Origin of the sequence: Nocardia niigatensis NBRC 100131 (assembly GCF_000308655.1) — a bacterium.
Taxonomy (GTDB): domain Bacteria; phylum Actinomycetota; class Actinomycetes; order Mycobacteriales; family Mycobacteriaceae; genus Nocardia; species Nocardia niigatensis.
Genome location: NZ_BAGC01000041.1, coordinates 149574 through 172613, shown reverse-complemented (window position 1 = coordinate 172613; position 23040 = coordinate 149574). Strand labels below are relative to the sequence as shown.

At 69.2% G+C, this 23040-nt stretch carries 22 protein-coding genes; 14 read left to right on the top strand and 8 right to left on the bottom strand.

The window, feature by feature from the left end; genetic code table 11:
* The first annotated feature begins 80 nt into the window (after positions 1-80).
* The 5 genes from rpsO to ON33_RS15795 all read left to right on the top strand — a co-directional run bounded on the left by rpsO (position 81) and on the right by ON33_RS15795 (position 7164).
* Positions 81-350, top strand: coding sequence for a 30S ribosomal protein S15 (rpsO, locus tag ON33_RS15815; RefSeq protein ID WP_040859570.1), 270 nt, complete (start codon positions 81-83; stop codon positions 348-350).
* A gap of 418 nt (positions 351-768) precedes the next feature.
* Positions 769-3030: a polyribonucleotide nucleotidyltransferase gene (locus ON33_RS15810; protein ID WP_040859568.1), complete on the top strand. Its 2262-nt coding sequence runs from the start codon at positions 769-771 to the stop codon at positions 3028-3030.
* 97 nt (positions 3031-3127) lie between these two features.
* Positions 3128-4468: a M16 family metallopeptidase gene (locus ON33_RS15805; RefSeq protein WP_051152358.1), complete on the top strand. Its 1341-nt coding sequence runs from the start codon at positions 3128-3130 to the stop codon at positions 4466-4468.
* An 84-nt stretch (positions 4469-4552) separates the two neighbouring features.
* Positions 4553-6391, top strand: a complete 1839-nt coding sequence (locus ON33_RS42765; protein WP_040859566.1) for a serine/threonine-protein kinase — start codon at positions 4553-4555, stop codon at positions 6389-6391.
* 89 nt (positions 6392-6480) lie between these two features.
* Positions 6481-7164 carry a pyridoxamine 5'-phosphate oxidase family protein gene (locus tag ON33_RS15795; protein WP_040859564.1) on the top strand — a complete coding sequence of 228 codons (684 nt, stop codon included), beginning with the start codon at positions 6481-6483 and terminating at the stop codon, positions 7162-7164.
* A 24-nt stretch (positions 7165-7188) separates the two neighbouring features.
* On the opposite strand, the gene ON33_RS15790 is transcribed toward ON33_RS15795, so the two are convergent.
* A complete protein-coding gene (locus tag ON33_RS15790; protein ID WP_063711002.1) occupies positions 7189-7641 on the bottom strand; it encodes an ArsR/SmtB family transcription factor in 453 nt (150 codons plus the stop codon).
* An 81-nt stretch (positions 7642-7722) separates the two neighbouring features.
* Between ON33_RS15790 and ON33_RS15785 the strand changes: the two genes are divergently transcribed.
* From ON33_RS15785 to ON33_RS15775, 3 genes are all read left to right on the top strand, one after another.
* Complete coding sequence (locus tag ON33_RS15785; protein WP_245550547.1) at positions 7723-8964, top strand: MFS transporter; 1242 nt, start codon at positions 7723-7725, stop codon at positions 8962-8964.
* Between the two features lie 196 nt (positions 8965-9160).
* A complete protein-coding gene (locus ON33_RS15780) occupies positions 9161-10570 on the top strand; it encodes a pentapeptide repeat-containing protein (protein WP_085996771.1) in 1410 nt (469 codons plus the stop codon).
* A gap of 88 nt (positions 10571-10658) precedes the next feature.
* Positions 10659-11408, top strand: coding sequence for an LppU/SCO3897 family protein (locus ON33_RS15775; protein WP_157184554.1), 750 nt, complete (start codon positions 10659-10661; stop codon positions 11406-11408).
* A gap of 6 nt (positions 11409-11414) precedes the next feature.
* Here ON33_RS15775 and ON33_RS15770 read toward each other — a convergent pair whose 3' ends face one another.
* Positions 11415-12068 carry a class I SAM-dependent methyltransferase gene (locus tag ON33_RS15770; RefSeq protein WP_040859559.1) on the bottom strand — a complete coding sequence of 218 codons (654 nt, stop codon included), beginning with the start codon at positions 12066-12068 and terminating at the stop codon, positions 11415-11417.
* A gap of 75 nt (positions 12069-12143) precedes the next feature.
* Here ON33_RS15770 and ON33_RS15765 point away from each other — a divergent pair, with 75 nt between their 5' ends.
* From ON33_RS15765 to ON33_RS15750, 4 genes are all read left to right on the top strand, one after another.
* The gene (locus ON33_RS15765; RefSeq protein ID WP_040859557.1) at positions 12144-13259 is read left to right on the top strand and encodes an alcohol dehydrogenase catalytic domain-containing protein; all 1116 of its coding nucleotides are present in this window, start codon (positions 12144-12146) and stop codon (positions 13257-13259) included.
* Positions 13260-13416: 157 nt separating this feature from the next.
* The gene (gene dapB / locus ON33_RS15760; protein ID WP_040859894.1) at positions 13417-14157 is read left to right on the top strand and encodes a 4-hydroxy-tetrahydrodipicolinate reductase; all 741 of its coding nucleotides are present in this window, start codon (positions 13417-13419) and stop codon (positions 14155-14157) included.
* 68 nt (positions 14158-14225) lie between these two features.
* A complete protein-coding gene (locus tag ON33_RS15755; protein ID WP_040859893.1) occupies positions 14226-14666 on the top strand; it encodes a hypothetical protein in 441 nt (146 codons plus the stop codon).
* A gap of 55 nt (positions 14667-14721) precedes the next feature.
* Positions 14722-15369 carry an SRPBCC family protein gene (locus ON33_RS15750; protein ID WP_157184553.1) on the top strand — a complete coding sequence of 216 codons (648 nt, stop codon included), beginning with the start codon at positions 14722-14724 and terminating at the stop codon, positions 15367-15369.
* A gap of 232 nt (positions 15370-15601) precedes the next feature.
* Here the strand turns inward: ON33_RS15750 and puuE are convergent, their stop codons facing one another.
* The 6 genes from puuE to ON33_RS15720 all read right to left on the bottom strand — a co-directional run bounded on the left by puuE (position 15602) and on the right by ON33_RS15720 (position 20846).
* Positions 15602-16519, bottom strand: a complete 918-nt coding sequence (gene puuE, locus ON33_RS15745; RefSeq protein WP_174391535.1) for an allantoinase PuuE — start codon at positions 16517-16519, stop codon at positions 15602-15604.
* The gene (gene alc, locus ON33_RS15740) at positions 16516-17547 is read right to left on the bottom strand and encodes an allantoicase (RefSeq protein WP_040859555.1); all 1032 of its coding nucleotides are present in this window, start codon (positions 17545-17547) and stop codon (positions 16516-16518) included. Before alc ends, puuE begins: the two co-directional genes overlap by 4 nt.
* The gene (locus ON33_RS15735; protein WP_040859553.1) at positions 17544-18758 is read right to left on the bottom strand and encodes a DUF6986 family protein; all 1215 of its coding nucleotides are present in this window, start codon (positions 18756-18758) and stop codon (positions 17544-17546) included. The genes alc and ON33_RS15735 overlap by 4 nt, the downstream gene beginning before the upstream one ends.
* A complete protein-coding gene (locus ON33_RS15730; RefSeq protein WP_040859551.1) occupies positions 18755-19501 on the bottom strand; it encodes an aspartate/glutamate racemase family protein in 747 nt (248 codons plus the stop codon). The genes ON33_RS15735 and ON33_RS15730 overlap by 4 nt, the downstream gene beginning before the upstream one ends.
* Positions 19502-19576: 75 nt before the next feature.
* Complete coding sequence (locus tag ON33_RS15725; protein WP_040859549.1) at positions 19577-20311, bottom strand: GntR family transcriptional regulator; 735 nt, start codon at positions 20309-20311, stop codon at positions 19577-19579.
* An 88-nt stretch (positions 20312-20399) separates the two neighbouring features.
* Positions 20400-20846: a MarR family winged helix-turn-helix transcriptional regulator gene (locus ON33_RS15720; RefSeq protein ID WP_063711000.1), complete on the bottom strand. Its 447-nt coding sequence runs from the start codon at positions 20844-20846 to the stop codon at positions 20400-20402.
* An 86-nt stretch (positions 20847-20932) separates the two neighbouring features.
* On the opposite strand from ON33_RS15720, the gene ON33_RS15715 reads away from it, so the two are divergent.
* Both ON33_RS15715 and ON33_RS15710 read left to right on the top strand, forming a co-directional pair.
* On the top strand, positions 20933-22390 hold the full coding sequence (locus ON33_RS15715) for a DHA2 family efflux MFS transporter permease subunit (protein ID WP_245550546.1): 1458 nt from the start codon (positions 20933-20935) through the stop codon (positions 22388-22390).
* 42 nt (positions 22391-22432) lie between these two features.
* Positions 22433-23017, top strand: a complete 585-nt coding sequence (locus tag ON33_RS15710) for a DUF6817 domain-containing protein (RefSeq protein WP_051152269.1) — start codon at positions 22433-22435, stop codon at positions 23015-23017.
* Positions 23018-23040 lie beyond the last annotated feature (23 nt).

Below are 23040 nucleotides of genomic sequence, written 5' to 3'. Positions count from 1 at the left end.
TCGGGTTTGCTGCGGTCCGCGGCGGCGCCCAGCCGGATTCATCCGGTCCCTAGGAGCGCGGACTGAAACAAGGAGTATCTGTGGCTCTCACCACTGAGCAGAAGTCGGCCATTCTCGCCGAGTACGGCGTCCACGAGAAGGACACCGGTTCCCCGGAGGCGCAGATCGCGCTGCTGTCCAAGCGGATCGCCGACATCACCGAGCACCTCAAGAAGCACAAGCACGACCACCACACCCGCCACGGCCTGATGGCGCTGATCGGTCGTCGCAAGCGGCTCTCGAAGTACCTGCAGGACAAGGACATCGAGCGTTACCGTTCGCTGATCGAGCGTCTCGGCCTGCGTCGCTGATTCCAGCCGCAGCCGCTCCGCGGCGCGAGGTGACACACCTCGCAAGCGGAGGTAGTTGACGAACCGGCCAACGAGGAGGCATAGAATCTCCTCGTTGGCCCTTCGTATATGTGGCCGGAGATCCCCACGAGGGGGAGGACCGGCCGGGTATACGCCAACACGAAGCCGTATGCACCCGTCGCGTGGCGTCGGTCTTCGGTAGTGGCTTTTCGGGGCGCGAAGTGAGATGAACCATGCGCGCCCGGAGGGCTTCGATCGATGACCGCCTCCGCGTCGCCGCATCCAAGGGGATGCCGGCCGGGTGTGCGTGCGATAGCCAGGAGGGCTGCCGCGCGCCCATGCCGGGTACGGCCGACGAGCCGGATCGCACGAGAGGATGTGCGACCCCCGGCGAAGACGAGAGGTTGAGATAACACACATGTCCGACACCCAGACCAGTTCCGCCGCCGAGGTCGAGCCCGGCGTTTTCGAGTCCGTCGCCCTGATCGACAACGGCAGCTACGGCACTCGCACCATTCGTTTCGAAACCGGCCGGCTGGCCAAGCAGGCTGCCGGTTCCGTCGTCGCCTACCTCGATGACGAGACCATGCTGCTGTCCGCCACCACGGCGTCGAAGCAGCCGAAGGACCAGTTCGACTTCTTCCCGCTGACGGTGGACGTCGAGGAGCGCATGTATGCCGCGGGCCGCATCCCCGGCTCGTTCTTCCGTCGTGAGGGCCGCCCCTCCACCGACGCCATCCTGACCTGCCGCCTGATCGACCGCCCGCTGCGCCCGTCCTTCGTCGACGGCCTGCGCAACGAGATCCAGGTCGTCGTCACCGTCATGTCGCTGGATCCCAAGGATCTCTACGACGTGGTCGCGATCAACGCCGCCTCGGCGTCCACCCAGATCGCGGGCCTGCCGTTCTCCGGCCCGGTCGGCGGCGTGCGCGTCGCGCTGATCGAGGGCCAGTGGGTCGCGTTCCCGACCGTGGAGCAGCTCGAGGGCGCCGTGTTCGACATGGTCGTCGCGGGCCGCGTGGTCGACGGTGACGTCGCCATCATGATGGTCGAGGCCGAGGCCACCGACAACGTGCTGGCCCTGATCGCCGACGGCGCCCCCGCGCCGACGGAAACCGTTGTGGCCGAGGGCCTCGAGGCCGCCAAGCCGTTCATCGCGCGTCTGTGCAAGGCGCAGTCGGACCTGGCCGCCCTGGCGGCCAAGCCGACCGAGGAATTCCCGATCTTCCTGCCGTACCAGCCCGACGCCTACGAGGCTGTCGAGGGCACCGCCAAGCGCGAGCTGAACGAGGCGCTGTCCATCGCGGGCAAGCAGGAGCGCGAGGAGAAGATCGACGAGATCAAGCTCTCCGTGCTCTCCGAGCTGTCCGAGTCCTTCGAGGGCCGTGAGAAGGAGCTGGGCGCCGCGTTCCGCTCGGTCACCAAGAAGCTTGTGCGCCAGCGCATCCTGACCGACAGCTTCCGCATCGACGGCCGTGGCCTGGCCGACATCCGCGCGCTGTCCGCCGAGGTCGCCGTGGTGCCGCGCGCCCACGGTTCGGCGCTGTTCGAGCGTGGCGAGACCCAGATCCTGGGTGTCACCACCCTGGACATGGTGAAGATGGCGCAGCAGGTCGACTCGCTCGGCCCGGAGACCACCAAGCGCTACATGCACCACTACAACTTCCCGCCGTTCTCCACCGGTGAGACCGGTCGCGTGGGTTCGCCCAAGCGCCGCGAGATCGGCCACGGCGCGCTCGCCGAGCGGGCGCTGATGCCGGTGCTGCCGTCGCAGGAGGAGTTCCCCTACGCCATCCGTCAGGTCTCGGAAGCGCTGGGCTCCAACGGTTCCACCTCGATGGGCTCGGTCTGCGCCTCGACCTTGTCGCTGCTGAACGCCGGTGTGCCGCTGAAGGCCCCGGTCGCCGGTATCGCCATGGGCCTGGTGTCCGACACCGTGAAGAACGACAAGGGTGAGGACGAGGTCCGCTACGTGGCCCTGACCGACATCCTGGGCGCCGAGGATGCCTTCGGCGACATGGACTTCAAGGTCGCCGGTACCCGCGAGTTCGTCACCGCCCTGCAGCTGGACACCAAGCTCGACGGCATCCCGTCGAAGGTGCTGGCCGGTGCGCTGAACCAGGCCAAGGACGCGCGCCACACCATCCTGGACGTGATGGCCGAGGCCATCGCCACTCCGGACGAGATGAGCCCGTACGCTCCGCGCGTCACCGCCATCAAGATCCCGGTGGACAAGATCGGCGAGGTGATCGGACCCAAGGGCAAGGTCATCAACCAGATCACCGAGGACACCGGCGCCAACATCTCCATCGAGGACGACGGCACCGTGTTCGTCGGCGCGACCGACGGCCCGTCGGCGCAGGCCGCGATCGACGCGATCAACGCCATCGCCAACCCGCAGCTGCCGAAGGTCGGCGAGCGCTTCCTGGGCACGGTCGTCAAGACCACTGCCTTCGGCGCGTTCGTCTCGCTGCTGCCGGGCCGCGACGGTCTGGTCCACATCTCGAAGCTGGGCAACGGCAAGCGCGTCGCCAAGGTCGAGGACGTGGTCAACGTGGGTGACAAGATCCGTGTAGAGATCGCCGACATCGACAACCGCGGCAAGATCTCGCTGGTGCCGATCGACGAGGATTCGGACAACTCCGAGACTGCTGCTGCGGCCGAGGCTGCTGCCGAGTAAATATTTGTCTGTGACGAAGAAGCAGTCCGTGGCGCGCGCCTCGGCCCCCAAGGGCTCCACGCGCGCCGCGACAGACAACGCCCCCTTGCTCCGCAATCTGGAGCAGGGGGGTTCTTCACTGTCGATCGCCCTGAACGCGGATCCGGCAACGGATGTCGGGGTGCGCCGCACCGTGCTGCCCGGCGGCCTACGGGTGGTGACCGAGCACGTGCCGGGCGTGCGCTCGGCGTCGATCGGCGTGTGGGTCGGGGTCGGTTCGCGCGACGAGGGCCCCACGGTGGCCGGCGCCGCGCACTTCCTCGAGCATCTGCTGTTCAAGGCCACGCCCTCGCGGTCGGCGCTGGACATCGCGCAGGCCATGGACGCGGTCGGCGGTGAGCTCAACGCCTTCACGGCCAAGGAGCAGACCTGCTACTACGCGCACGTGCTGGACGAGGATCTGCCGCTGGCGGTGGACCTGGTCACCGACGTGGTGATGAACGGGCTGTGCCGGGCCGAGGACGTGTCGGTGGAACGGCAGGTGGTGCTGGAGGAGATCTCCATGCGCGACGACGATCCCGAGGACATCGTCGGCGACTCCTTCCTGAGCGCGCTGTTCGGTGATCATCCGATCGGCCGCCCGGTGATCGGCAGTGTCGAGAGCGTCGAGGCCATGCAGGCCCAGCAACTGCGCTCGTTCCATCTGCGCCGCTACCGGCCCGACCGCATGGTGGTGGCGGTGGCCGGCAATATCGAGCATGAGCACGTCGTCGAACTGGCGTACCGCGCATTCGAGAATCGGCTCGAGTCCGGGCTGGCGCCCGCGCCGCGGCGCGAGGGCCGGTTCCGTCCGCGCAGCAATCCGGAGCTGCTGCGCATCAACCGCGACAGCGAGCAGGCGCACCTGGTGTTCGGCACCCGCGCCTTCGGCCGGCACGAGGGCGAGAAGCGCTGGCCGCTGTCGGTGCTCAACACCGTGCTGGGCGGCGGGCTGAGTTCCCGTCTGTTCCAGCGCATCCGGGAGGAGCGCGGCCTGGCGTACTCGGTGTACTCCAGCGTCGATACCTTCGCCGACACCGGCGCGTTCTCGGTCTACATCGGCTGTCAGCCCGAAAACCTGGGCCGGGTGGCGAGTTTGGCGCGCGGCGTGCTCGAGGAGGTGGCGGCCGACGGCATCACCGACGCCGAATGCGCCCGCGCCAAGGGTTCGCTGCGGGGTGGTCTGGTGCTCGGGCTGGAGGATTCCGGCTCGCGCATGAACCGCATCGGCCGCTCGGAGCTGAGCTACGGCAATCACCGCAGCGTGTCCGAAACCCTCGCTCGCATAGACGAAGTCACCACCGGCGAGGTCTCGCGCATCGCGGCCGCTCTGCTCGCCCGCCCCTTCGGTGTCGCGGTGGCCGGACCCTACCGGCGGACCCGCGACCTGCCCGCCGCCGTCCGACACCTTGTGGACTGAAATCCCTACTCGGCAGTAGTCCCGCCGGACCGGTGAGGTGTGCCCGTTTGTGGCTATGATCACCTCGCCGGAATGGGAGGGGTTGTGCTTTCTCCAGGTGAGAACTTCGCCGGGTACGTGATCGAACGTGAGCTGGGCCGCGGCGGGATGGGCGCGGTGTACCTGGCCCGGCATCCGCGGCTGCCCCGGTGGATCGCGCTGAAGGTGCTGAATTCGGAGTACCACGGCGACAACGAGACTCACGCCCGCTTCGAGCGGGAAGCCGATCTCGCCGCGCGGCTCAATCACCCGGGCGTGGTCACGGTCTACGACCGCGGCATGGAGCACGGGCGACTGTGGATTGCCATGCAGTACGTCGACGGCATCGAGGCCGAGGTGGTGACCGACATGTCGCCCCAGCAGGCGGTGGAGATCGTCGCCGCCACCGCGGACGCCCTCGACTACGCGCACCGGGTGGGCGTGCTGCATCGAGATGTGAAGCCCGCCAATATCCTGCTGGCCCGCGAGACCAGGGAACAGCAGGCGGGCGTGCTGCTCACCGACTTCGGCATCGCCCGGCTGCAGGAGGACACCGGGCGCCTCACCGGGTCCGGCTCGGTGATGGCGACGCTGGCCTACGCGGCGCCCGAGCAACTCCAGAATCAGCCGGTGGACCACCGCTCGGACCAATATTCGCTGGCCTGCACACTGTTCCGGCTGCTGACGGGGGCGCCGCTGTTCCTCGCCGCCGATCTCGGCGCGATCGTCAAATCGCATCTCTACGACAGTCCGCCCCGGATCGCGACGCGGCGGCCCGGCCTGCCCGGGACACTGGATCCGGTGCTGGCGCGGGCGCTGGCGAAGGATCCGGACGAGCGTTACCCGTCGTGTTCGGAGTTCGCGGCGGCGGCCCAGGCGGCGCTGGCGGCGGGTATGCCGGGCGTGCGGCCGGAACCCGGGCCGGAAACGCCTGCACGACCGCCTAATTCACCGGCCGCCCGCCGGGGTGGTCAGGGCGCGGGCCCGCGCTCGGCGCCGGTGCCCGTGCCGAGCCAGCGGCGTGCGGCGCAGTCGAATACCGGTGCGCAGCGGCGGATCCCGCAGTCGGATACCGGGCCACGGCGGATTCCTCCGGCGGAGACCGGACCACGGCGGGTACCGCAGTTGGATACCGGGGCGCGACGGATCCCGAAGACGGATACCGCGGCGCAGCGCCGGGCAGCGCAGCCCTCGGCGGCCCTGCGCTCGGGAAGGCTGACCGACGCCCCGGAGCTGTTCGGACCGCGCACCGACGGGCAGGTGAATTCGCCTACGGCGGGGAAGAATTCGACGCGGCCGGCGCGCCGATGGCTGATCGGCGTGCGGATGGTGGTGCTGCTCGGCACCTGCCTGGCGGCCGCGCTGGGGCTGGCGGTGTTCATCGTCACGCCGTCGGGTAACTCGGAGAAGCCGAATCAGCCGGCCGCCGAGATCAGCGAGATCAGTAGGCATTTCCCGGGGCTGGTTCCCCAGAAGCCGGAACTGGGCGGGGGGTTCGCGGCCGCGAGTTGCCGGGTGGTGGATCACGAAACCAAGGACTTCCTGCCGCCATGGGCCTTCGAGGGCTGGAAGGCGGCCTGGGACTGCCAGTACTCGGCCGATCATGATGTGCGCGAGTACGTCGTGTTCGCCTACGGTTCGGGCGCGGCGGCCCGCTCGGTGGCGAACCGGATCCACCCGGCCGGCAGCACTTACGAGAATCTGTCGTTCAAGGAGTACTGCGGCGCAAAGCAATACACCAATCTGCGCTTCGACTCCGTTCCCGACGTCCCCTCCACCGCCTTCGCCACCACCTTCTTCGACGATCCCGCGCGGGAGCGGTTCCTGCTGTACACCCGCGGCAATCCGGCCACGCCCAGCGGCGTGGTCGACTGGTGGAAGTCCCTGCCGCTCACCCGATCCTGATCGAGGGCGACGAGCGCCACACCCCACGGGCCTCGGACCAGCTCGAACGTACTGATAGGTTCGATTCCGGGACAGCGGAAGGACGCGCCATGTCGAATCGGTACGCCCGGATCGCCTTCTCGGCGGCGGCACGGGAACGTCAGAAGATCGCGGGGAGCTATCGGGACTACGGCGCTCAGCTCGAGCACGGGCGCGACGAGCCGCAGCCGCTCGAACCGCGCGAGATGGGTTTCATCCGCGCGGCCGACTCCTTCTTCCTCGGCACCGCCACCCCGGACGGCTGGCCCTACATCCAGCATCGCGGCGGCCCCAAGGGTTTCGTGCAGGTCCTCGACGAGCACACCCTCGCCTTCGCCGACCTGTCCGGCAATGGCCAGTACGTCACCGTGGGCAACCTCACCGGGAACGATCGCGTCGCCCTCTTCTTCATCGACTATCCGGTGCGCGAGCGCCTGAAGGTCTACGGCCGCGCCCGCATGGTCGAGCGCACCGAGGACCCGGACCTGGTCGACCGGGTGGCCGGAGCCTACAACGGCGCGATCCAGAAGATCGCCGAGCGCGCGATCGTCATCACGGTGGAAGCCTCCAACTGGAACTGCGTCAAATACATCCGCCCCCGCTTCACCAAGGAGCGCCTCGACGAGGCTCTCGCCCTGGTTCGCCGTGACGCCGCCGCCGAACGGCAGCGCCTCACCGCGGAGATCGAGGACCTGCGCCGGGAAAACGAGGCCCTGCGTGCGCGATTGGCGACCGATGGGGTCGCGACGGGATGAGTCCGGCCAGGCCTGCCATTCCGGTCAGTGGCGGCTGCGATCCGGCTGGTCACGGTCCGATGCGGCGTCCCGATCCGCTCTGAACGCCACGGGGTCTCCATCCGCCGACTCAGCGGCGGACTGCTCTCGGTTGACGAAGTGCTTCCGCGAGTCGGCCGGGGCGTCGTCGGATTCCAGATTCGCCGCGGCCAGTACCGCCGCGAGCAGGCCGGGCATGGCCGTCTCCAGGTCGGCGGTGCGTAGGCGCAGGTGGATATTGCCGTCGATGGTGACGCGGTCGGTGACACCGGCGTCGCGCAGGATCTTGAAGTGGTGGGCGGCCGTCGATTTGCTGATGCCGTCGTAGGTGAGGCTGCAGCGCAGCGGGGTGCCGGCATTGGCCAGGCGGCGCACGACCTCGAGCCGGATCGGGTCCTGTAGGGCGCCGAGCACCGCGGGCAGCGGGGCCACCGCGGGCGACGCTTCGGTGTCGGACATGAGCTACCTCACTCGGATAACTAGTTTGATAATCGTCGAACCCGGCGTAGGGTTGGGTTCGATCAAATTCAAACTTACCTGATGGGGGCTTCGATGGCATCGGTGACGGTGGTTCCGACTCGGGCCGAACAGGGCAGCCAGGCCTGGGCGTACGCGCTCGTCCTCGCGGCCAGCGGTGTGGCGCTGGGCGTGTCGGGCGCGCCCGCCCCGCTGTACGGGATCTATCAGCAGAGCTGGCACTTCTCGCCGCTCACCACGACCTTCGTCTTCGCCGTCTATGCCGTGGCCGCGCTTGGCGCGGTGCTGGTCTCGGGCCGCATCTCGGATGTGGTGGGCCGCAAGCCCGTGCTGCTGGGCGCGTTCGCGACCATGATCGCGGGCCTGGTCGTATTCCTGCTCGCCGACAATGTGGCCATGCTGCTGCTGGCCCGGGCACTGCACGGGGCCGCGGTCGGCGCGACCGTGGTGGCCGGCGCGGCGGCGCTGCTGGATCTTCGGCCGCACCAGGGCGCACGGTCCGGGCAGTTGTCCGGGGTGGCCTTCAATATCGGTATGGCCGTGGCGATTCTGGGCTCGGCGGTGCTGGCCCAGTACGCGCCGCACCCGCTGCGCACGCCGTACGTGGTGATCACGCTGGTGTGCGTGCTCATCGCGGCGGGCGTGCTGGGGCTGCGGGAGCCGCACGGGGCGCGGCAGAAGCAGCGCATCACCATCGCCAAACCGGCTGTGCCGCCGGAGATCCGCACCGACTTCTGGTTCTCGGCGCTGGGCGTGATGGCGGCCTGGTCGGTGCTGGGCGTACTGCTGTCGCTGTATCCGTCGCTGGCCTCGGCGCAGACGGGCATCCACAATCTGGTCTTCGGTGGCGCGGTGGTGGCCTCGACCGCGACGGCCGGGGCGGTGACGCAGGCGATCGCGGGCGGGATTCCGGCCCGGCGCGCGGCCATCGCCGGCGACATCGGCATGGCGATCGCGCTCGCGCTCACGATTCCGGCGCTGGACACCCACAACTGGGTACTGGTGCTGCTGGCCGGTTTCGCCCTGGGCGGCACCTTCGGGCTCGGCTTCGGCGGATCGCTGCGGCACCTGTCCAACGTTGTCCCGCAACACCGGCGGGGCGAGACCATGTCGGCCTACTACCTGCTGGCCTATTCGGCCTTGGCGGTGCCGACGGTGGTGGCGGGCTGGGCGGCCACCACCTGGGGCCTCAGCACGGTCTTCCCGTGGTTCGTGGTCGTGGTGGCGCTGGCGTGCCTGGGGGCCGCGGCCATCGGGCTGCGCCGCAAGGAGGAGATCGTGGAGACGGCGGAGGCAGCCGCCTGATCTCTGCGAATCGATTCGATCCGCGTCCGCCCGGTGAGCACGTCTCGCCGGGCGGACGCCGGTATTCCGGGTGAAACGGATTGGCGTGTCGCCTTTTTCGGGTGCGCGAAGTCGCGGTGGAATTGCCGCATCCGATGCGTGACGCGTCCGGTATCGCTATTCTTCGGCTATGCGGCGGTGGAGGTTCGGTGGGGTGGTGAGCCGGACGATACACCGGTCGGGTCTGCTGGTGTCGGCCCTGGTGGCCGTGATCGGCGGGCTCGCGATCGCGGGCGTCACCTGGTGGATGCTGTGGCATCTGCTCGGCGCCCGGTCGGAGACGCCGAATCAGCTGGATCTGAGCAAGATTTCGCTCGCGGTGACGGCGGGTGTCTTCGGCGCGGTCGCGCTGGTGGTGGCCTACCGGCGGCAGCGGGACGCCGAGCGCGGCCGCTTCGCCGAGGTCTTCGGGGCCGCGGCCCGCCAACTCGGGGATCCCGATGTGGCGGTGCGCATCGCCGGTGTCTACGCCATGGCCGGTGTGGCCGACGAGTTCGCCGCCCGCTGGCGGCGGCAGCAGTGCGTGGACGTGCTGTGCGGGTACCTGCGGCTGCCGTATCAGCCGGAGGAGGGCGCCAGTCACCTGGTCTCCAAATCGCAGCGCATCGAGGATCACGGCACCGCCGTGGAGCGGGTGTACACCTACCGGCAGAACGACCGGCAGGTCCGCGACACCATCGTGCGGGTCATCGCCGAGCATCTGCGACCCACATCCGAAACCCCGTGGTGTGGCTGTGATTTCGACTTCTCTGACGCGGTGTTCGAGGACGCGGACTTCCGGAACACCGTGTTCGCGGGCCGCAATACCCGCTTCACCAACGCCATGTTCCTCAGCGGCCGCATCGTGTCCTTCGAGCAGGCGCGGTTCCTGGGGGAGCGGGTCACCTTCCGCGGGGCGATCTTCCGCGGTGTCGCCGTCTTCGACCGGGCCGTCTTCGCGCACACCGAGGCGGACCGCGCCGACCGGGAGAACGCCGGGGCCACCTTCACCGAGGCCACCTTCGGCGGTGGCGTGAGCTTCGAGGGCGCCCAATTCCGCGGTGCGCGAACGGCATTCGACCGGGTCACCTTCGCGGGGGAGCGGGCCACCTTCGCCGACGCCAGGTTCGCCGCCGACCTGACCACCTTCGAGCGCGCCCTGTTCGACGGTCAGCGGGCGAGCTTCGCCGGCGCCGAATTCACCGGTGCGGGTGTCACCTTCGCCGATTCCCGCTTCTACACCGAATCCAGTTCCTTCGACGGCGCCCGCCTGGGCGCGCAGGTCCGCTGGCGTCTCGGCGGCACCCGGGAGGTGTCCTTCGCGCGCGCCGAATACCACGGCAAGGTCTCCTTCGCCGACGCCGTCTTCGCCGGTCGCACGGTGATCTTCGCCGGGGGCGATTTCTTCGGCGACATCTCCTTCCACCGCGCGGCCTTCGACGCCCGGGCCGTCACCTTCGACAGCCCGCGGGCGTGGGTCGGCGTGCACGTCGACTGGCATGCCAGTCCCGCCACCAAACCGGCCAACGTCACCCCGACGCCCTGGCCGCCCGTCCTCGCCGAGTCCACCCCCGAACTCGCCTCCTGAGCCCGTCGCGGGCTGTTCGCCGGTTTTGCCCGAAGCTCACCGTTGGGATAGCTTGCAGGCGAGTTGAGTTGAGACAGGGGTTTGTGTGGTGGGGAGCCACGGCGGTTGGGTGCTCGGGGTAGCGGTACTGCTGTTCTGCCTCGCGGCGGTGGTCGCGGGCCGGGCGCGCAGGACATCGCCCCGTGCGATCGGCCGTGGAACACGCGTGGTGACGCTGGGCTCGGCCATGGCCGGCTGGGTTCTCGTGGTCGGCGCGGTGACCGCCGTGCTCTCGCCGCTGCCCCGGGACACCGTCGCCGGCCGGGCCACCGCCGCGCCCCCGCAACTCGTGCAGGCCGGGCTGCCGACCACCTCCGTCAAGCCCGACGCCCCCGATCCCATGGCCGCGCTGAAAGCGGGCGACTGCGTCGAGGTTCCCATCCAGCAGGCCAAGGACGCCACCGGCGCCCCCTCCTGGAAGGCCGGCCAGCCCGAACCGTCCGACTGCAACTCGGTGGACGCGAACTACCGGGTGCTGCAGATCGGCCCGGACCCGTGCACGGACCCGCTGTACACCCTCGAATCCGCGCCCAAGGACAAGACCGGCAAGGCCCGCTACCACCTGTGCCTGACCTTCGACTGGCGGACCGGGCTCTGCTACGACACCGTCGATATGGATGTCCCGTCCAAGGTCGACTGCGGCGCGACGGGCGACCACATCGTGCAGGCGACCGCTGTGCTGACCGGCACCACCTCGGGGGCGGGGTGTCCGCGCGACGGCCGTGGCGCGGTCTGGGTGGTCTGGAACAAACTCCAGCTCACCGTGTGCTTCCGCGGCGGCGACAACCCCGGGAAGTGACCGCGGCTACCCGCGCCGTCCGACCGTGATGAGGTCGGGGATCAGCCACGAGGGCAGCGGCCGGTCGATCTTGCGCTGATCGACGACCTCGAATCCGGCGTCCCGCAACAGGTTCCGGGTCTCGCTCGGCGAGGGCGCGTGGGCCGGGAAGCGCGGGCTGCGGGTGAGGCGCTGAATGGGCCGCGACATCGGGCCCAAGGGCTGCATGGTCGCGATGGCCACCAGCCCGCCGGGCGCGAGCACCCGATGGAACTCGCGCAGCGCCACCGGATGGTCGAAGAAATGGAACGCGCTGGTGGAGACCACGGCGTCCAGGTCGCCCGGGGCGAAGGGCAGATGCTCGGCGGCGGCCTGCCGCCAGCGCACGGCGGCGGAGCGGGCGCGGGCCTGGGCCAGCATGCCGGGCGAGGCGTCCACGCCGTAGACAACCTCGGGGCGCAGTTCGCGCTGGATGCGGGCGGTGAGAATGCCGGTGCCGCAGCCGATGTCGGCGATGCGGCGGGATCCAGCGGCGCGGAGTTCGGCCAGGACCTGATCCTGCGGCGGGCGGTAGACGACCTGCTGCAGGGCGGCGGTGTCGTAGGCACGGGCGACCTTGCCGAAGAACTGCGTCACGACATGGTTGAAGGCGCGATTGCCAGTGGTCAGCGATGTGCTCATGGATGCTCCTGTCCGGCCTCCATGGAATCAGATTTCGAACTGTCTGGGAAGGTGCGATGGAGTAGCGTCGGGCCCATGAGGATTCGTGGTGCCGTCCTGGAGACCATCGGGGCCCAGACGCCCTTCGCCGATTCGAAGCCGATCACCATCAGCGAGCTGGAACTGGGTGAACCCGGACCCGGCGAACTGCTGGTCAAGATCGAGGCGGCCGGGCTGTGTCACTCGGATCTATCTGTGGTGGACGGCAATCGCGTGCGCCCGGTGCCCATGCTGCTGGGCCACGAGGCCTCCGGGCGCGTCGAGTCGGTCGGTCCGGGCGAGAGCGATCTTCAGGTCGGCCAGCGGGTGGTGATGACCTTCCTGCCCCGCTGCGGTGTCTGCGCGGGCTGCGCCACCGACGGCCGCACTCCCTGCGAACCCGGCAGCCTCGCCAACAATGCGGGCGAATTGCTCGCCGGCGGTAGGCGTTTGCTCCGTGACGGCGTGGAAGTCCATCACCACCTGGGTGTTTCGGCCTTCGCCACACACGCTGTCGTGGACCGCCGCTCCGTGGTCCCGGTCGACGACGACGTGCCCCCCGAGGTCGCCGCCGTTCTCGGCTGCGCGGTCCTGACCGGCGGTGGGGCACTGCTGAATTCGGCCAAGCCCGGCCCCGAGGACCGCATCATGGTCGTCGGCCTCGGCGGCGTCGGCATGGCCGCGGTCCTGGTCGCCGCCGCCCTGAGCGCGGGCACCGACCGCGCGGTCATCGCCGTGGATACCGTCCCCGACAAGCTGAAGATCGCCCTGGAACTCGGCGCCACCGCCGCCTACACCCCGCAGGAGATCGCCGCGGAGAACATTCAGGCCGAGGCGGTCATCGAGGCGGCGGGCAATATCCGTGCCTTCGAAACCGCCGTCGCCGCAACCGCTTCCGGCGGTGTCACGGTGACCGTGGGCCTGCCCGCCCCCGATGCCCGCGCCTCGATCTCCCCGCTCGGCCTGGTGGCGCAGGGCCGCACCATCGTCGGCAGCTACCTGGGCTCCGCGGTCCCCTCCCGTGACATCCCCGAATTCGTGCGCATGTGGCGTGCGGGCGATCTCCCCATCGAACGCCTGGTCTCCTCCCACATCCGCCTCGAGGACATCAACCGGGCCATGGACGACCTGGCGGCGGGCCACGCCCTCCGCCAGGTCATCACCTTCGACTGACCGTCCCTATTTCCGCACCTTCATGACGGTCAACTCGCCGTCGCCCGCGCCGAAAGGCGTCGAGCAGCACCGTCGTCCCGGTGAGATTCTCCGACCCGATAGGCTCGAGGGGTTCCAGATCGGTCATAGCGAAGGAGACCAGGTGACCACGAACCGGATCCGGGTAGGTGTGCTCGGGGCGCGCGGCAAGGTCGGGCAGGCCATCTGCGCCGGGGTCGAAGCGGCCGCGGATCTGGAGTTGGTGGCGCAGGTCGACAAGGGTGACGCGCTCGAGGCGTTCACCGCCGCCGGCACCGAGGTCGTGGTCGACTTCACCCACCCCGACGTGGTGATGCCCAATCTGAAGTGGCTGGTGGAGAACGGGATTCACGCCGTGGTCGGCACCACCGGATTCGACGCCGAGCGGCTCGGGCAGGTCAGGGACTGGCTCGCGGCCAAGCCCGAGGTCGGTGTGCTGATCGCGCCGAACTTCGCCATCGGCGCGGTGCTGAGCATGCGGTTCGCCGAGCAGGCGGCGCGGTTCTTCGATTCGGTCGAGGTCATCGAACTGCACCACCCGAACAAGGCGGACGCGCCTTCGGGTACGGCGTTCCGGACCGCCGCGCTCATCGCCGCGGCCCGCGACAAGGCGGGCGTGGGCCGCAGCCCCGACGCCACCAGCCAGGAGCTGGAGGGCGCGCGCGGCGCGGACGTGGACGGGGTGCGGGTGCACTCGGTGCGGCTGGCCGGACTGGTCGCCCACCAGGAGGTGCTGTTCGGCACCCAGGGCGAGACGCTGACCATCCGCCATGATTCGCTCGACCGCACCTCCTTCGTGCCCGGCGTGCTGCTGGGCGTGCGCAAGACGCCGCTGCGCCCCGGTCTCACCGTGGGCATCGACCCGCTGCTGGACCTGTGAGCACGCCCGCCGAGCATCCCGCGGTCGCGGACGGCAATGGCCGCGAAGTCTTCAAACGGGTCGGTTTCATCGCCGCCCTGGTGGTGGTGCTCGGGTTCTACTTCGTGCTGCTGGGCCGGATCGGCGTCGACCTCATCGGCACCGGCAAGCCGGCCGCGGTGGGGCTGGGCATCGGCGTATTCATCCTGCCGGTGCTCGGCGTGTGGATCGTGGCGACCAGTGTGCGCGCCGCCTTCGCCCACCAGCGCCTGGCCCGCCGCATGCACGAGGAGGGCGGCGAGCTGGATGTCTCCGACCTGCCGCGCCGCCCCTCCGGTCGCATCGAGAAGGACGCCGCCGACGCGCTTTTCGAGCAGGTAAAGCGGGAATTCGAGGCGGACCCGGAGAATTGGCGCACCAACTATCGCGCCGCCCGCGCCTACGACTACGCCGGCGACCGCACCCGCGCGCGCGAAATGATGAAGCGCGCAGTGGAATTGGAGCGCGGGGACCGGCCCGGCGCGCGGTAGCCGCGGTTTCGCAGGAAACCTGCCGGTAGGTTGCGGCGGGAGTAAAGTCCGCGCGGTGAGGTTCATGGTGGGTTATGCGCTGGCGATAGCCTGCGCGACGATGGGGTCGCCTGCGGCGGGCTCGGCGGTGGCACGCGCGGACGACACACCGTCCTGTATCGAGTCGGAGAACAGCTACAAACTGGAGTGGCAGGTCAGCTGGTCGATCTATCAGGCCGAGCTGCGGAATCCGGACGACGGGCGCGCGGTGACCGAGGTGGATCTGCCGATCACCATCGACGCGCCGCTCGACAAGGTGTGGGACGTCTACTCCGATGTCCGCAACGGCATCGGCCGCCACTCCTTCCTGAAGGACATCATCGTCCACCGCACCTGCGACGACGGCGACACCCGCACCACGGATTTCACCGCGCTCGAGGACATTCCGACCGGCCCGGTGATCTTCCCCGGGCACACCCAGGCCGAGCAGATCCTGCATCCCGGTGAGCACTACTACACCAGCGACAGCTGGGACGTGCCGAACGTGACCACCCACCAGGTCATCACCTTCGCCGACAACGGCGACGGCACTACCACCGTCAACGAGCATCTGACCTTCATCGCCGACGCGGCCCTCATCGACTTCACCGTCAGCAACGGGGTGGCCGCGCACCAGGCGACCCAGGAGGGCGTCAAGCGCGACATCGAAAGCGGCGCTCTCTGAAACGGTTTCGCCCCGCGGACACGAATACGGCCCGGAACCTGATGGTTCCGGGCCGTATTCGTGGTGCCGCCGGCGCGTCCGGCCGTATCGCACACCGAGGAGGGTGAACCGGGTACCCGTGACGGGCGGGTACCCGGTCGAGAGTGGCGTGCGAACCCGGCAGCACCGGCGTTCCGGTGACGGGGTGATCGCGCAACACACCTGGTCACAGTGTTTTCGGAGCTCGCAGCCGTCAGGACGCGGGATGCACCGTGCGCCAGTGTTCGGCGATGTCGATGCGCCGCGCCAGCCATACCTTCTCGTGTGATTGCACATGATCCAGGAAGCGCTCCAGTGCCTTGGCCCGCGCCGGCTTGCCGATTATGCGGCAGTGCAGGCCGACCGACAGCATCTTCGGCGCACCCGCCTCGCCCTCGGCGTAGAGCATGTCGAACGCGTCCTTCAGGTAGGTGAAGAACTCCTCGCCATTGGCGAATCCGGCGGGGGAGGAGAAGCGCATGTCATTGGATTCGAGCGTGTACGGCAGCACGAGGTGCTTCTTGTCGCCGACCTTCACCCAGTAGGGCAGATCGTCGGCGTAGGAGTCGGAGTCGTAGACGAAGCCGCCGTGCTCCACCACCAGTTCGCGGGTCTGCGGCGAATCGCGGCCCGTGTACCAGCCTTTGGGCGCCTCACCGAAGAGCTTGGTGATGATGCGGACCGCCTCTTCCATGTGTGCGCGCTCGGTCTCGGTGTCCATCATCTGGTAGGAGATCCAGCGCAGGCCGTGCGAGCAGATGTCGTAGCCGTTGCGCTTGAACGCCGCCACGGCCTCCGGGTTGCGCTCCAGCGCCCGCGCCACACCGAAGACGGTCAGCGGGATGCCGCGAGCTTCGAACAGCCGCAGCACCCGCCAGAGTCCGGCGCGGGAGCCGTACTCGTAGATGGTCTCCATCGACATGTGCCGGTTCGGGAACGCAGCCGCTGGAACGATATCCGACAGGAACGTCTCCGAGGCCTCGTCACCGTCGAGGACGTTGTTCTCCCCGCCCTCCTCGTAGTTGAGGACGAAGTTGACGGCGATGTTCGCATTGCCCGGCCACTGCGGGTGCGGCGGGTTGGGGCCGTAGCCCACCATGTCCCGCGGGTAGTTCAGATCGAAATCGCTCATGCCAGTTCATTTTCCAGCTCGGCGCGCAGTCGCGCCCGAGCTTCGTCGGTCAGCGTGCCGTAGAGCCGCAGCCGGGCCAGGCCACCGTCCGGGAAGGCGTCCAGGCGCACCTGCACGACCGCCTCGCCGGCGTCGATCAGGAAGCGGTGGCGGGTATCGGGCTGCAGGCGGGTGCGGCCCATCAGCTCGACCTCGCTGCCGTCGGCGCGAATTCCGGTGAGGGAGGCCGCGCCCGGGCTGTTGAACAGAAAGTAGGAGGTGTCGATCTCGGCTGCGGTGATCACGGCCTCGGCGGCCAGCTGCACCAGCACCCAGTCGTTGGTGTTCTTGTCGCGGCGGCGCGCGGTCTCCCAGCCGTCGCCCATGCTGCGGGCGCGGCCCGGCATGAGCACGTTCTGCGGGTGCGAGTAGAAACGGTTGGAGCAGTCGGCGACCAGGCCGCCGTTCTCCACCGCGGCCAGGTCGAACGGGCCGGACTCCAGCCAGGCCAGGTCCGGCTTGGCGACGCCGTGCACGCGCAGGCGGGCGATGCCGCCGTCGGGGAACATGCGCAGCCGCACGTGGGTCCAGCGCTTGGGGGAATCGACCGCGAACGGGTTCTGCGAGTCGCCCGACACCTTGGCGCGCTCGACGACGGTGGTCCAGCCCTCGGCGGCGACCAACTCGTCGGCCGACAAATTGCCTTCCACCGCAATGGCTTCCACCGACACCTCGGGCGGGTAGTTGCCCTTGAACCAAGCGGTGTCCACCACCACGCCCTTGATCACGCCGGGCACGCCCAGGCGGACGATCGCGGTGTCGCAGTCGTCCCCGGCCGGGTGGTCGCCCCCGGCGCTCCGACGGCGGCGGGTCTCCCAGCCGTCGTACACCTGACCCTTGTGACCGAAGGTCGCGGGCGAGTAGGTGGCCTGCTCGGGCCGGATCAGATTCTCCTTCTCTGCGAAGGCCTCGTCGTTCGCCCACAGCACGGCGCCACCCAGGGTGCGCACGGCCAGATCGGGAAGCAGTGTGAATTCAACGTCGCTCATAGCGCCGGAATCTTCCTTTCTCGCAATTGATGCAGAACCTCGACAGTGGCTGTGGGGGCGATGGCCGTCACCTCGGCGGGATCGAAAGCGCCGCACTCCAATCCGCGTAATACCACGGTCGCCAGCGCCTGCGCGGTGGCCGGTTCGTCCATCACCGCGCCGCCCTGGCGATCCAGATAGCGGCCGATGCGCGGGGCGGCGATGCCCAGGCCCGCGCGGAAGAACGCGAAGGTGGCCAGCCAGCGGGTCACCAGGTGGCCCGCGCCCATGTCCCAGCCCTGGTAGTAGCCGCGCTCGAGCGAGCGGGTGACGAGGCGGAAGTGCCGCGACACCGCCGCGCGGACCTCCTCGTCGGTGCCGATCGGCAGCACCTGGGTGGAGCCGTCGCACACCCACACCCCGGTGGTGGCGGCCGCGGCCTGCATGACCGCCTTGGCATGGTCGGCGACCGGATGCTCGAGCGACTGGAACTTCGGGGCGATACCGCAGGCGGCGCTGTAATCGTAAGTGCCGTAGTGCAATCCGGTACAGCGTCCGGCCGAGCGCTGGATCAGCTGGGCGACGGGGGCGGTGCCGTCCGCGGCGATGATGGCCTGCGGGCTCTCGATCTGCAGCTCGAACTTCAGCGACCCGGCGGTCAGCCCGTGTGCGGATTCGAGGGCCTCGCACAGCCGTACGGTGAGGTCGGCCTGCTCGACGTGGCGGATCTTGGGCACGGTGAACACGAAGCCACTCGGCACGCCGCCCGCACCCTCGAGCACCTTCTCCAGGGTGCGCACGGCGCGCGCCCACTCCAGCGTGGTGAGGCCCTTCATGCGGATGCCGCGCGAAGCGACCTCGGACGGCAGGGCTTTCAGCACCGCGCCGGCGTGCAGGGCGTCGCCGTCCTCGCTCTCGTCGCCGCGGGTGCCGTAGCCGTCCTCGAAATCGAAGCGCAGGTCCTGGATCGGGCGTTCGCTCAGGGTCTGGAGGACCCGCTCGACGACATCCTCGCCCGCCAGCTCGACGAGTAGTTCCCTGTGCGTCGCCGCGAGTTCCAGTGCGGCCGCGCCCCACTGGGCGGGCAGGTCGATCGAGGCGTCCGCGCCGGAGGCGTACGCGGTGTGCACGGGCTGCCCCGGGCGATCGCCGGGATAGCGCCGCAGCAGCTCCGAATCCACAGCCCGCAAACGGGATTCGATCCCGGTCAATGTCTCCGGTGGCAGCGTCACGCCTGGGCCTTCTGTTCCTCGATGCCGAAATCGGCGAGCAATCCCACGTAGTTCTTCGGCAGTGGGGCCGCGAATTCCCCGCGGCCGGACTTACGCAACTTCATGGTGACCAGCGACTGCACGGTCAGCGTGGCGGCGGCGACGCCGTCCACCACCGGCACCCCGACCTCCTCGGTCAGGAATTCGCACAGATCCGCCATCCCCGCGCAGCCGAGCACGATGGCGTCCGAATCGTCGGCCAGCGCGGCCTCGCGGCAGGCGTCGGCGATGACCTTGCGCGCCTCGGGGTCCTCGAGTTCGAGCACCGGGATCTCGCAGGCGTGCACGTTCGCGCAGAAGCGTTCCATGCCATAGCGTTCCGCCAGCTCCCAGGCCCGGCCGGCGGTGCGGCCGAGGGTGGTGACGACGCTGAACTTCCGGCCCAGATGGCTGGCCGCCTGCATGGCCGCCTCGGCGATGCCGATCACCGGGCCGCGCGCCAGCTCGCGCGCGGCGTCCAGTCCGGGGTCGCCGAAGCAGGCGATGACGTAGCCGTCCACGCCCTCGGCCTCGCCGCGCGCGATCTCGGCCAGCAGGCCGGGCACGGCGAGCGCCTCGTCGTAGTGGCTTTCGATGGAGGCCGGTCCCATTGCGGGATTGACGGCGTCGACCACCGTGCCGGGTGCGGCGACCAGGCGCGCGCTGTCGCCGATGAGCGCCGTCATCGCGGCGGTGGTGTTGGGATTGATGACCCGGATCCGCATGGATCCACGCTATCGAACAGAAATGGCTCCGGCGTTGCCTGAACCGTATATGTTCGAAAGCCCCTGGCTCAGGGGTTATATATCTTCTTCACCTGCGGGTTCGGCGAACAGGCCTCGGTCTGTGGGCAGGTGCGAGAGTACCCCGTTCAAGCGGGCGTGGTGCCCCTCGGTGGCCGCTAGCAAACCATCGGCATCCCTTGTCAGGAAGGCCTGCAACTGCTTGCTGTGGTCGGCGTGCAACACCACCCTATCCATGGTCGTCACATGCACCATGGGCTGCACGGGCTCGGTGATGTTCCAGGCGTATTCGAGCATGTGCACCACGCGCGGCATGCCCGACGGGCGCACCAGGGCGAGGTGGAAGTTGCGGGTCTCGCGGTGATAGGCGACGGCGTTCTCGGTGAGCACCGCCTGCTCGAGCCGGGCGTGGATCTCGCGGGCCAGCTGATGATCGGCCTCGGTGGCATTGTGCACGGCCGCGGCCAGTGCCGCCGACTCCAGGCGCTCGCGCACGATGTACAGCTCGCGCAACTCGTCGGCGGTCAGCATGGTGACCTGGTAACCGAAGTTGGGCCGGTGCTCGACCAGGCCCTCGCCGATCAGCGTCTGCAGCGACTCGCGCACCGGGATCGCGCTGACGGTGAACTCCCGTGCGATCTCGCCCAGCGGCAAACCGGTACCGGGCGGCAGGTTTCCCTCCAGGATCAACCGACGCAATTCACCGAGGATCTCCTGCTGGGAGTAGCCACGGCGGGCATCCAGCGGCGGGTTGAGCTGGGGTAAACGGGGTAGCCGGGGGCGGGAAGGCACGGACCCAACCCTAGCCGCAGGTGCGATCGGGGTCGCAGTGCCGACCGGTCGCGGCCCAGTGCACTGTGGCCGTCCGGCCGCGTGCGGGTCAGCTCTCGCCGGTGTCGAAACCCAGCGCCTTGAGCGAAAGCCGGTGCAGCGTTTCCCTTTCCGTCGGCGTCAGGCGCGCGAGCAGTACATCGGTGGCGGCGAAGATCTTCGCGTCGGTCTCCTCGCGAAGCCGATTGCCGGCGGCGGTGATTGCCAGACGGTACTTCCGGCGATCGTGCGGATCGCGATTGCGGGTGACCAGTCCGGCCTTCTCGAGGCTGTCGATCAGCCGCACCACTTCGCTGCGGTCGATCTCCATGGCATCGGCCATCTCCTGCTGGGAGATCTCGCTGCGTTCGGCGAGATAGGTGAGCACCCAGTGTTCGCGCAGCGGCGTCCCGAGTTGGGTGTGCATCGCCTTGTGCAGCTTGCCCAGTGCGTAGGTGGGGTGGCGCAGCAGGCCCGCGGGGTGGGGTCCGGCCGGGACGGTCGGTTCGTCGGTCACCCGCGGATTATATCTATTGTTGAGGAAATCAATCATTGATAACCTCTGCAATTGAGTTGCTCACCAACTATTGAAGGAGGGGTCCGATGGCGCAAATGCGTTCGGACACCAGGACATCCGGCGCCGCGGGCGTGCCCGCCCGCGCTCCCGCCCCCGCCGATTCGGAGAAGATTCCCGCGCATGTCTGGCGCACCGCCGGCGTGGTGGTGTTCGGCGCGGTCATGGGCATGCTGGACACCTCGCTGGTCAATATCGGGCTGCACACCATCGGCGCGGATCTGGGCGCGTCGCTCGCCACGATCCAGTGGGTGGCCAGCGGATATCTGCTGGCCCTCGGTGTGTCGCTGACCGTGTGCGGCTGGCTGGCGCGGCGAGTGGGCGTGACCCGGCTGTGGATGGGGTCGCTCATCGCCTTCACCGTGACCTCGGCGGCGTGCGCGTTCGCGCCGGCCGCGGGCTGGCTGATCGGGATGCGGGTCCTGCAGGGGCTCGCGGCGGGACTGATGATCCCGGCCGGGCAGACGATCCTGGGTCAGGCGGCCGGGCCGCAGCGCATGGGCCGGGTCATGGGCGTGGTCGGCATCGCCGTCGTGGGCGCGCCCGCCATCGGGCCGACCATCGGCGGGCTCATGCTGGCGCACTGGAGTTGGGGGTGGTTGTTCCTCATCAACATTCCGTTCGGACTCGTCGGTTTGGCGCTGGGTTTGCGGTATCTGCCACGGACCAGCGGGGCGGCGACGCAGCCGCTCGACGTGCTCGGGCTGGTGCTCGCGGGCGGCGGCGTATCCGCGGTCGTGTACGGCTTGTCCGAGGTCGCGACGACCGGGTCGGTGACCTCGGTGTCGGTGTGGCTGCCCGTGGTGCTCGGGCTCGCCGGCCTGGTCGGCTTCATCACCCGCGCCCTGCGCGGCACGCGGCCGCTGCTCGACATCCGGATGTTCGGCAACCCCGCCTTCCGGGCCGCCACCAGCGCGAGCTTCTTCGCGGGCGGGGCCATGTTCGGCGTGATGGTGTTGCTGCCCTTGTACTTCCAGGTGCTGCACGGCACCGGGCTCATCCGCACCGGCGTCGACCTGCTCAGCTATGGCCTCGGCGGCATCATCATGCTGCCGCTGGGCGGGCGGCTGACCGACCGGTTCGGCGGCGGCCGGGTCGCGGTCTCCGGCAACCTCGCCATCGCGTGCGCCGTGCTGCCGCTGGCGTTCCTGCCGGTCGCGGCCAACGGAATCCTGATCCAGGCCCTGCTCTTCGCGGCGGGCATGGCCACCGGTGTCGGCGCCATGCCACTGGTCTCGGCGGCGTACGCGGCGGTCCGGCACGAGCAACTGCCCGATGCCACGGCCTTCGTGAACATCCTGCAGCGGGTGGGCGGCGCCGTCGCGGTGGCGGTGGTGGCCGTAATCCTCTCGCGGGCAACGTTATCCGAGTGGGCTCCGGTGTCGGGCTACCACCTCGCGTTCGGGGTGCTCGCCGCTCTCTCGGTGGCGGCCTCGGCGGCGTCCACCATCCTGTTCCGGCAGCAGCGGCGGGCTCGCGCACTGTGAAAGCACCTGCCGCCGAACCGGTTCCCGAGCGACAATGAACCGGTGAAGGAGCCGGAATCGCTCGCCTCCCGCAGGAACCGTGTCGAACGGTTCCTGCGGGAGCGGGGCGCGGACACCATCGATCATCCGGGCGGGACACTGCTCGCCCACCTGGGGCGGGTCGCCGACGCCCTCGCGGCGTGGGGACACGACGGCGACCTCCAGCTGACCGGCCTCGCCCACGCTGTATACGGCACCGACGGATTCGGGCTCTCACTCGTCGAATCATCCGATCGCGCAATGGTTGTCGAACTGGTCGGCGCGCGGGCCGAGCGGCTGATCTATCAGTACGGCTCCTGTGATCGCGGAAGTCTCTATCCGCGTATCGATATGGATCCGGTGCGCTTCCGGGACCGCTTCACCGGAATCGAATTCGAGCCCGCCGAGCCGGACTTCCGGGCATTTCTCGAGCTGACGGTCGCCAATGAGCTGGATGTGCTGGCGCAGAACGCCGAACTGGCAACCGAATACGGGCCCGGGCTCTACGACCTCTTCGCGCGCGTGCGGCCCCGCCTCTCACCGGCCGCCTGGGCCGCCTGCGAGGCTCGGCTCGCGCCCCGCTCCGGCCCCGGCGATCACGCGAGCTAGATTCGAGTTGATCGAGGCGGCTG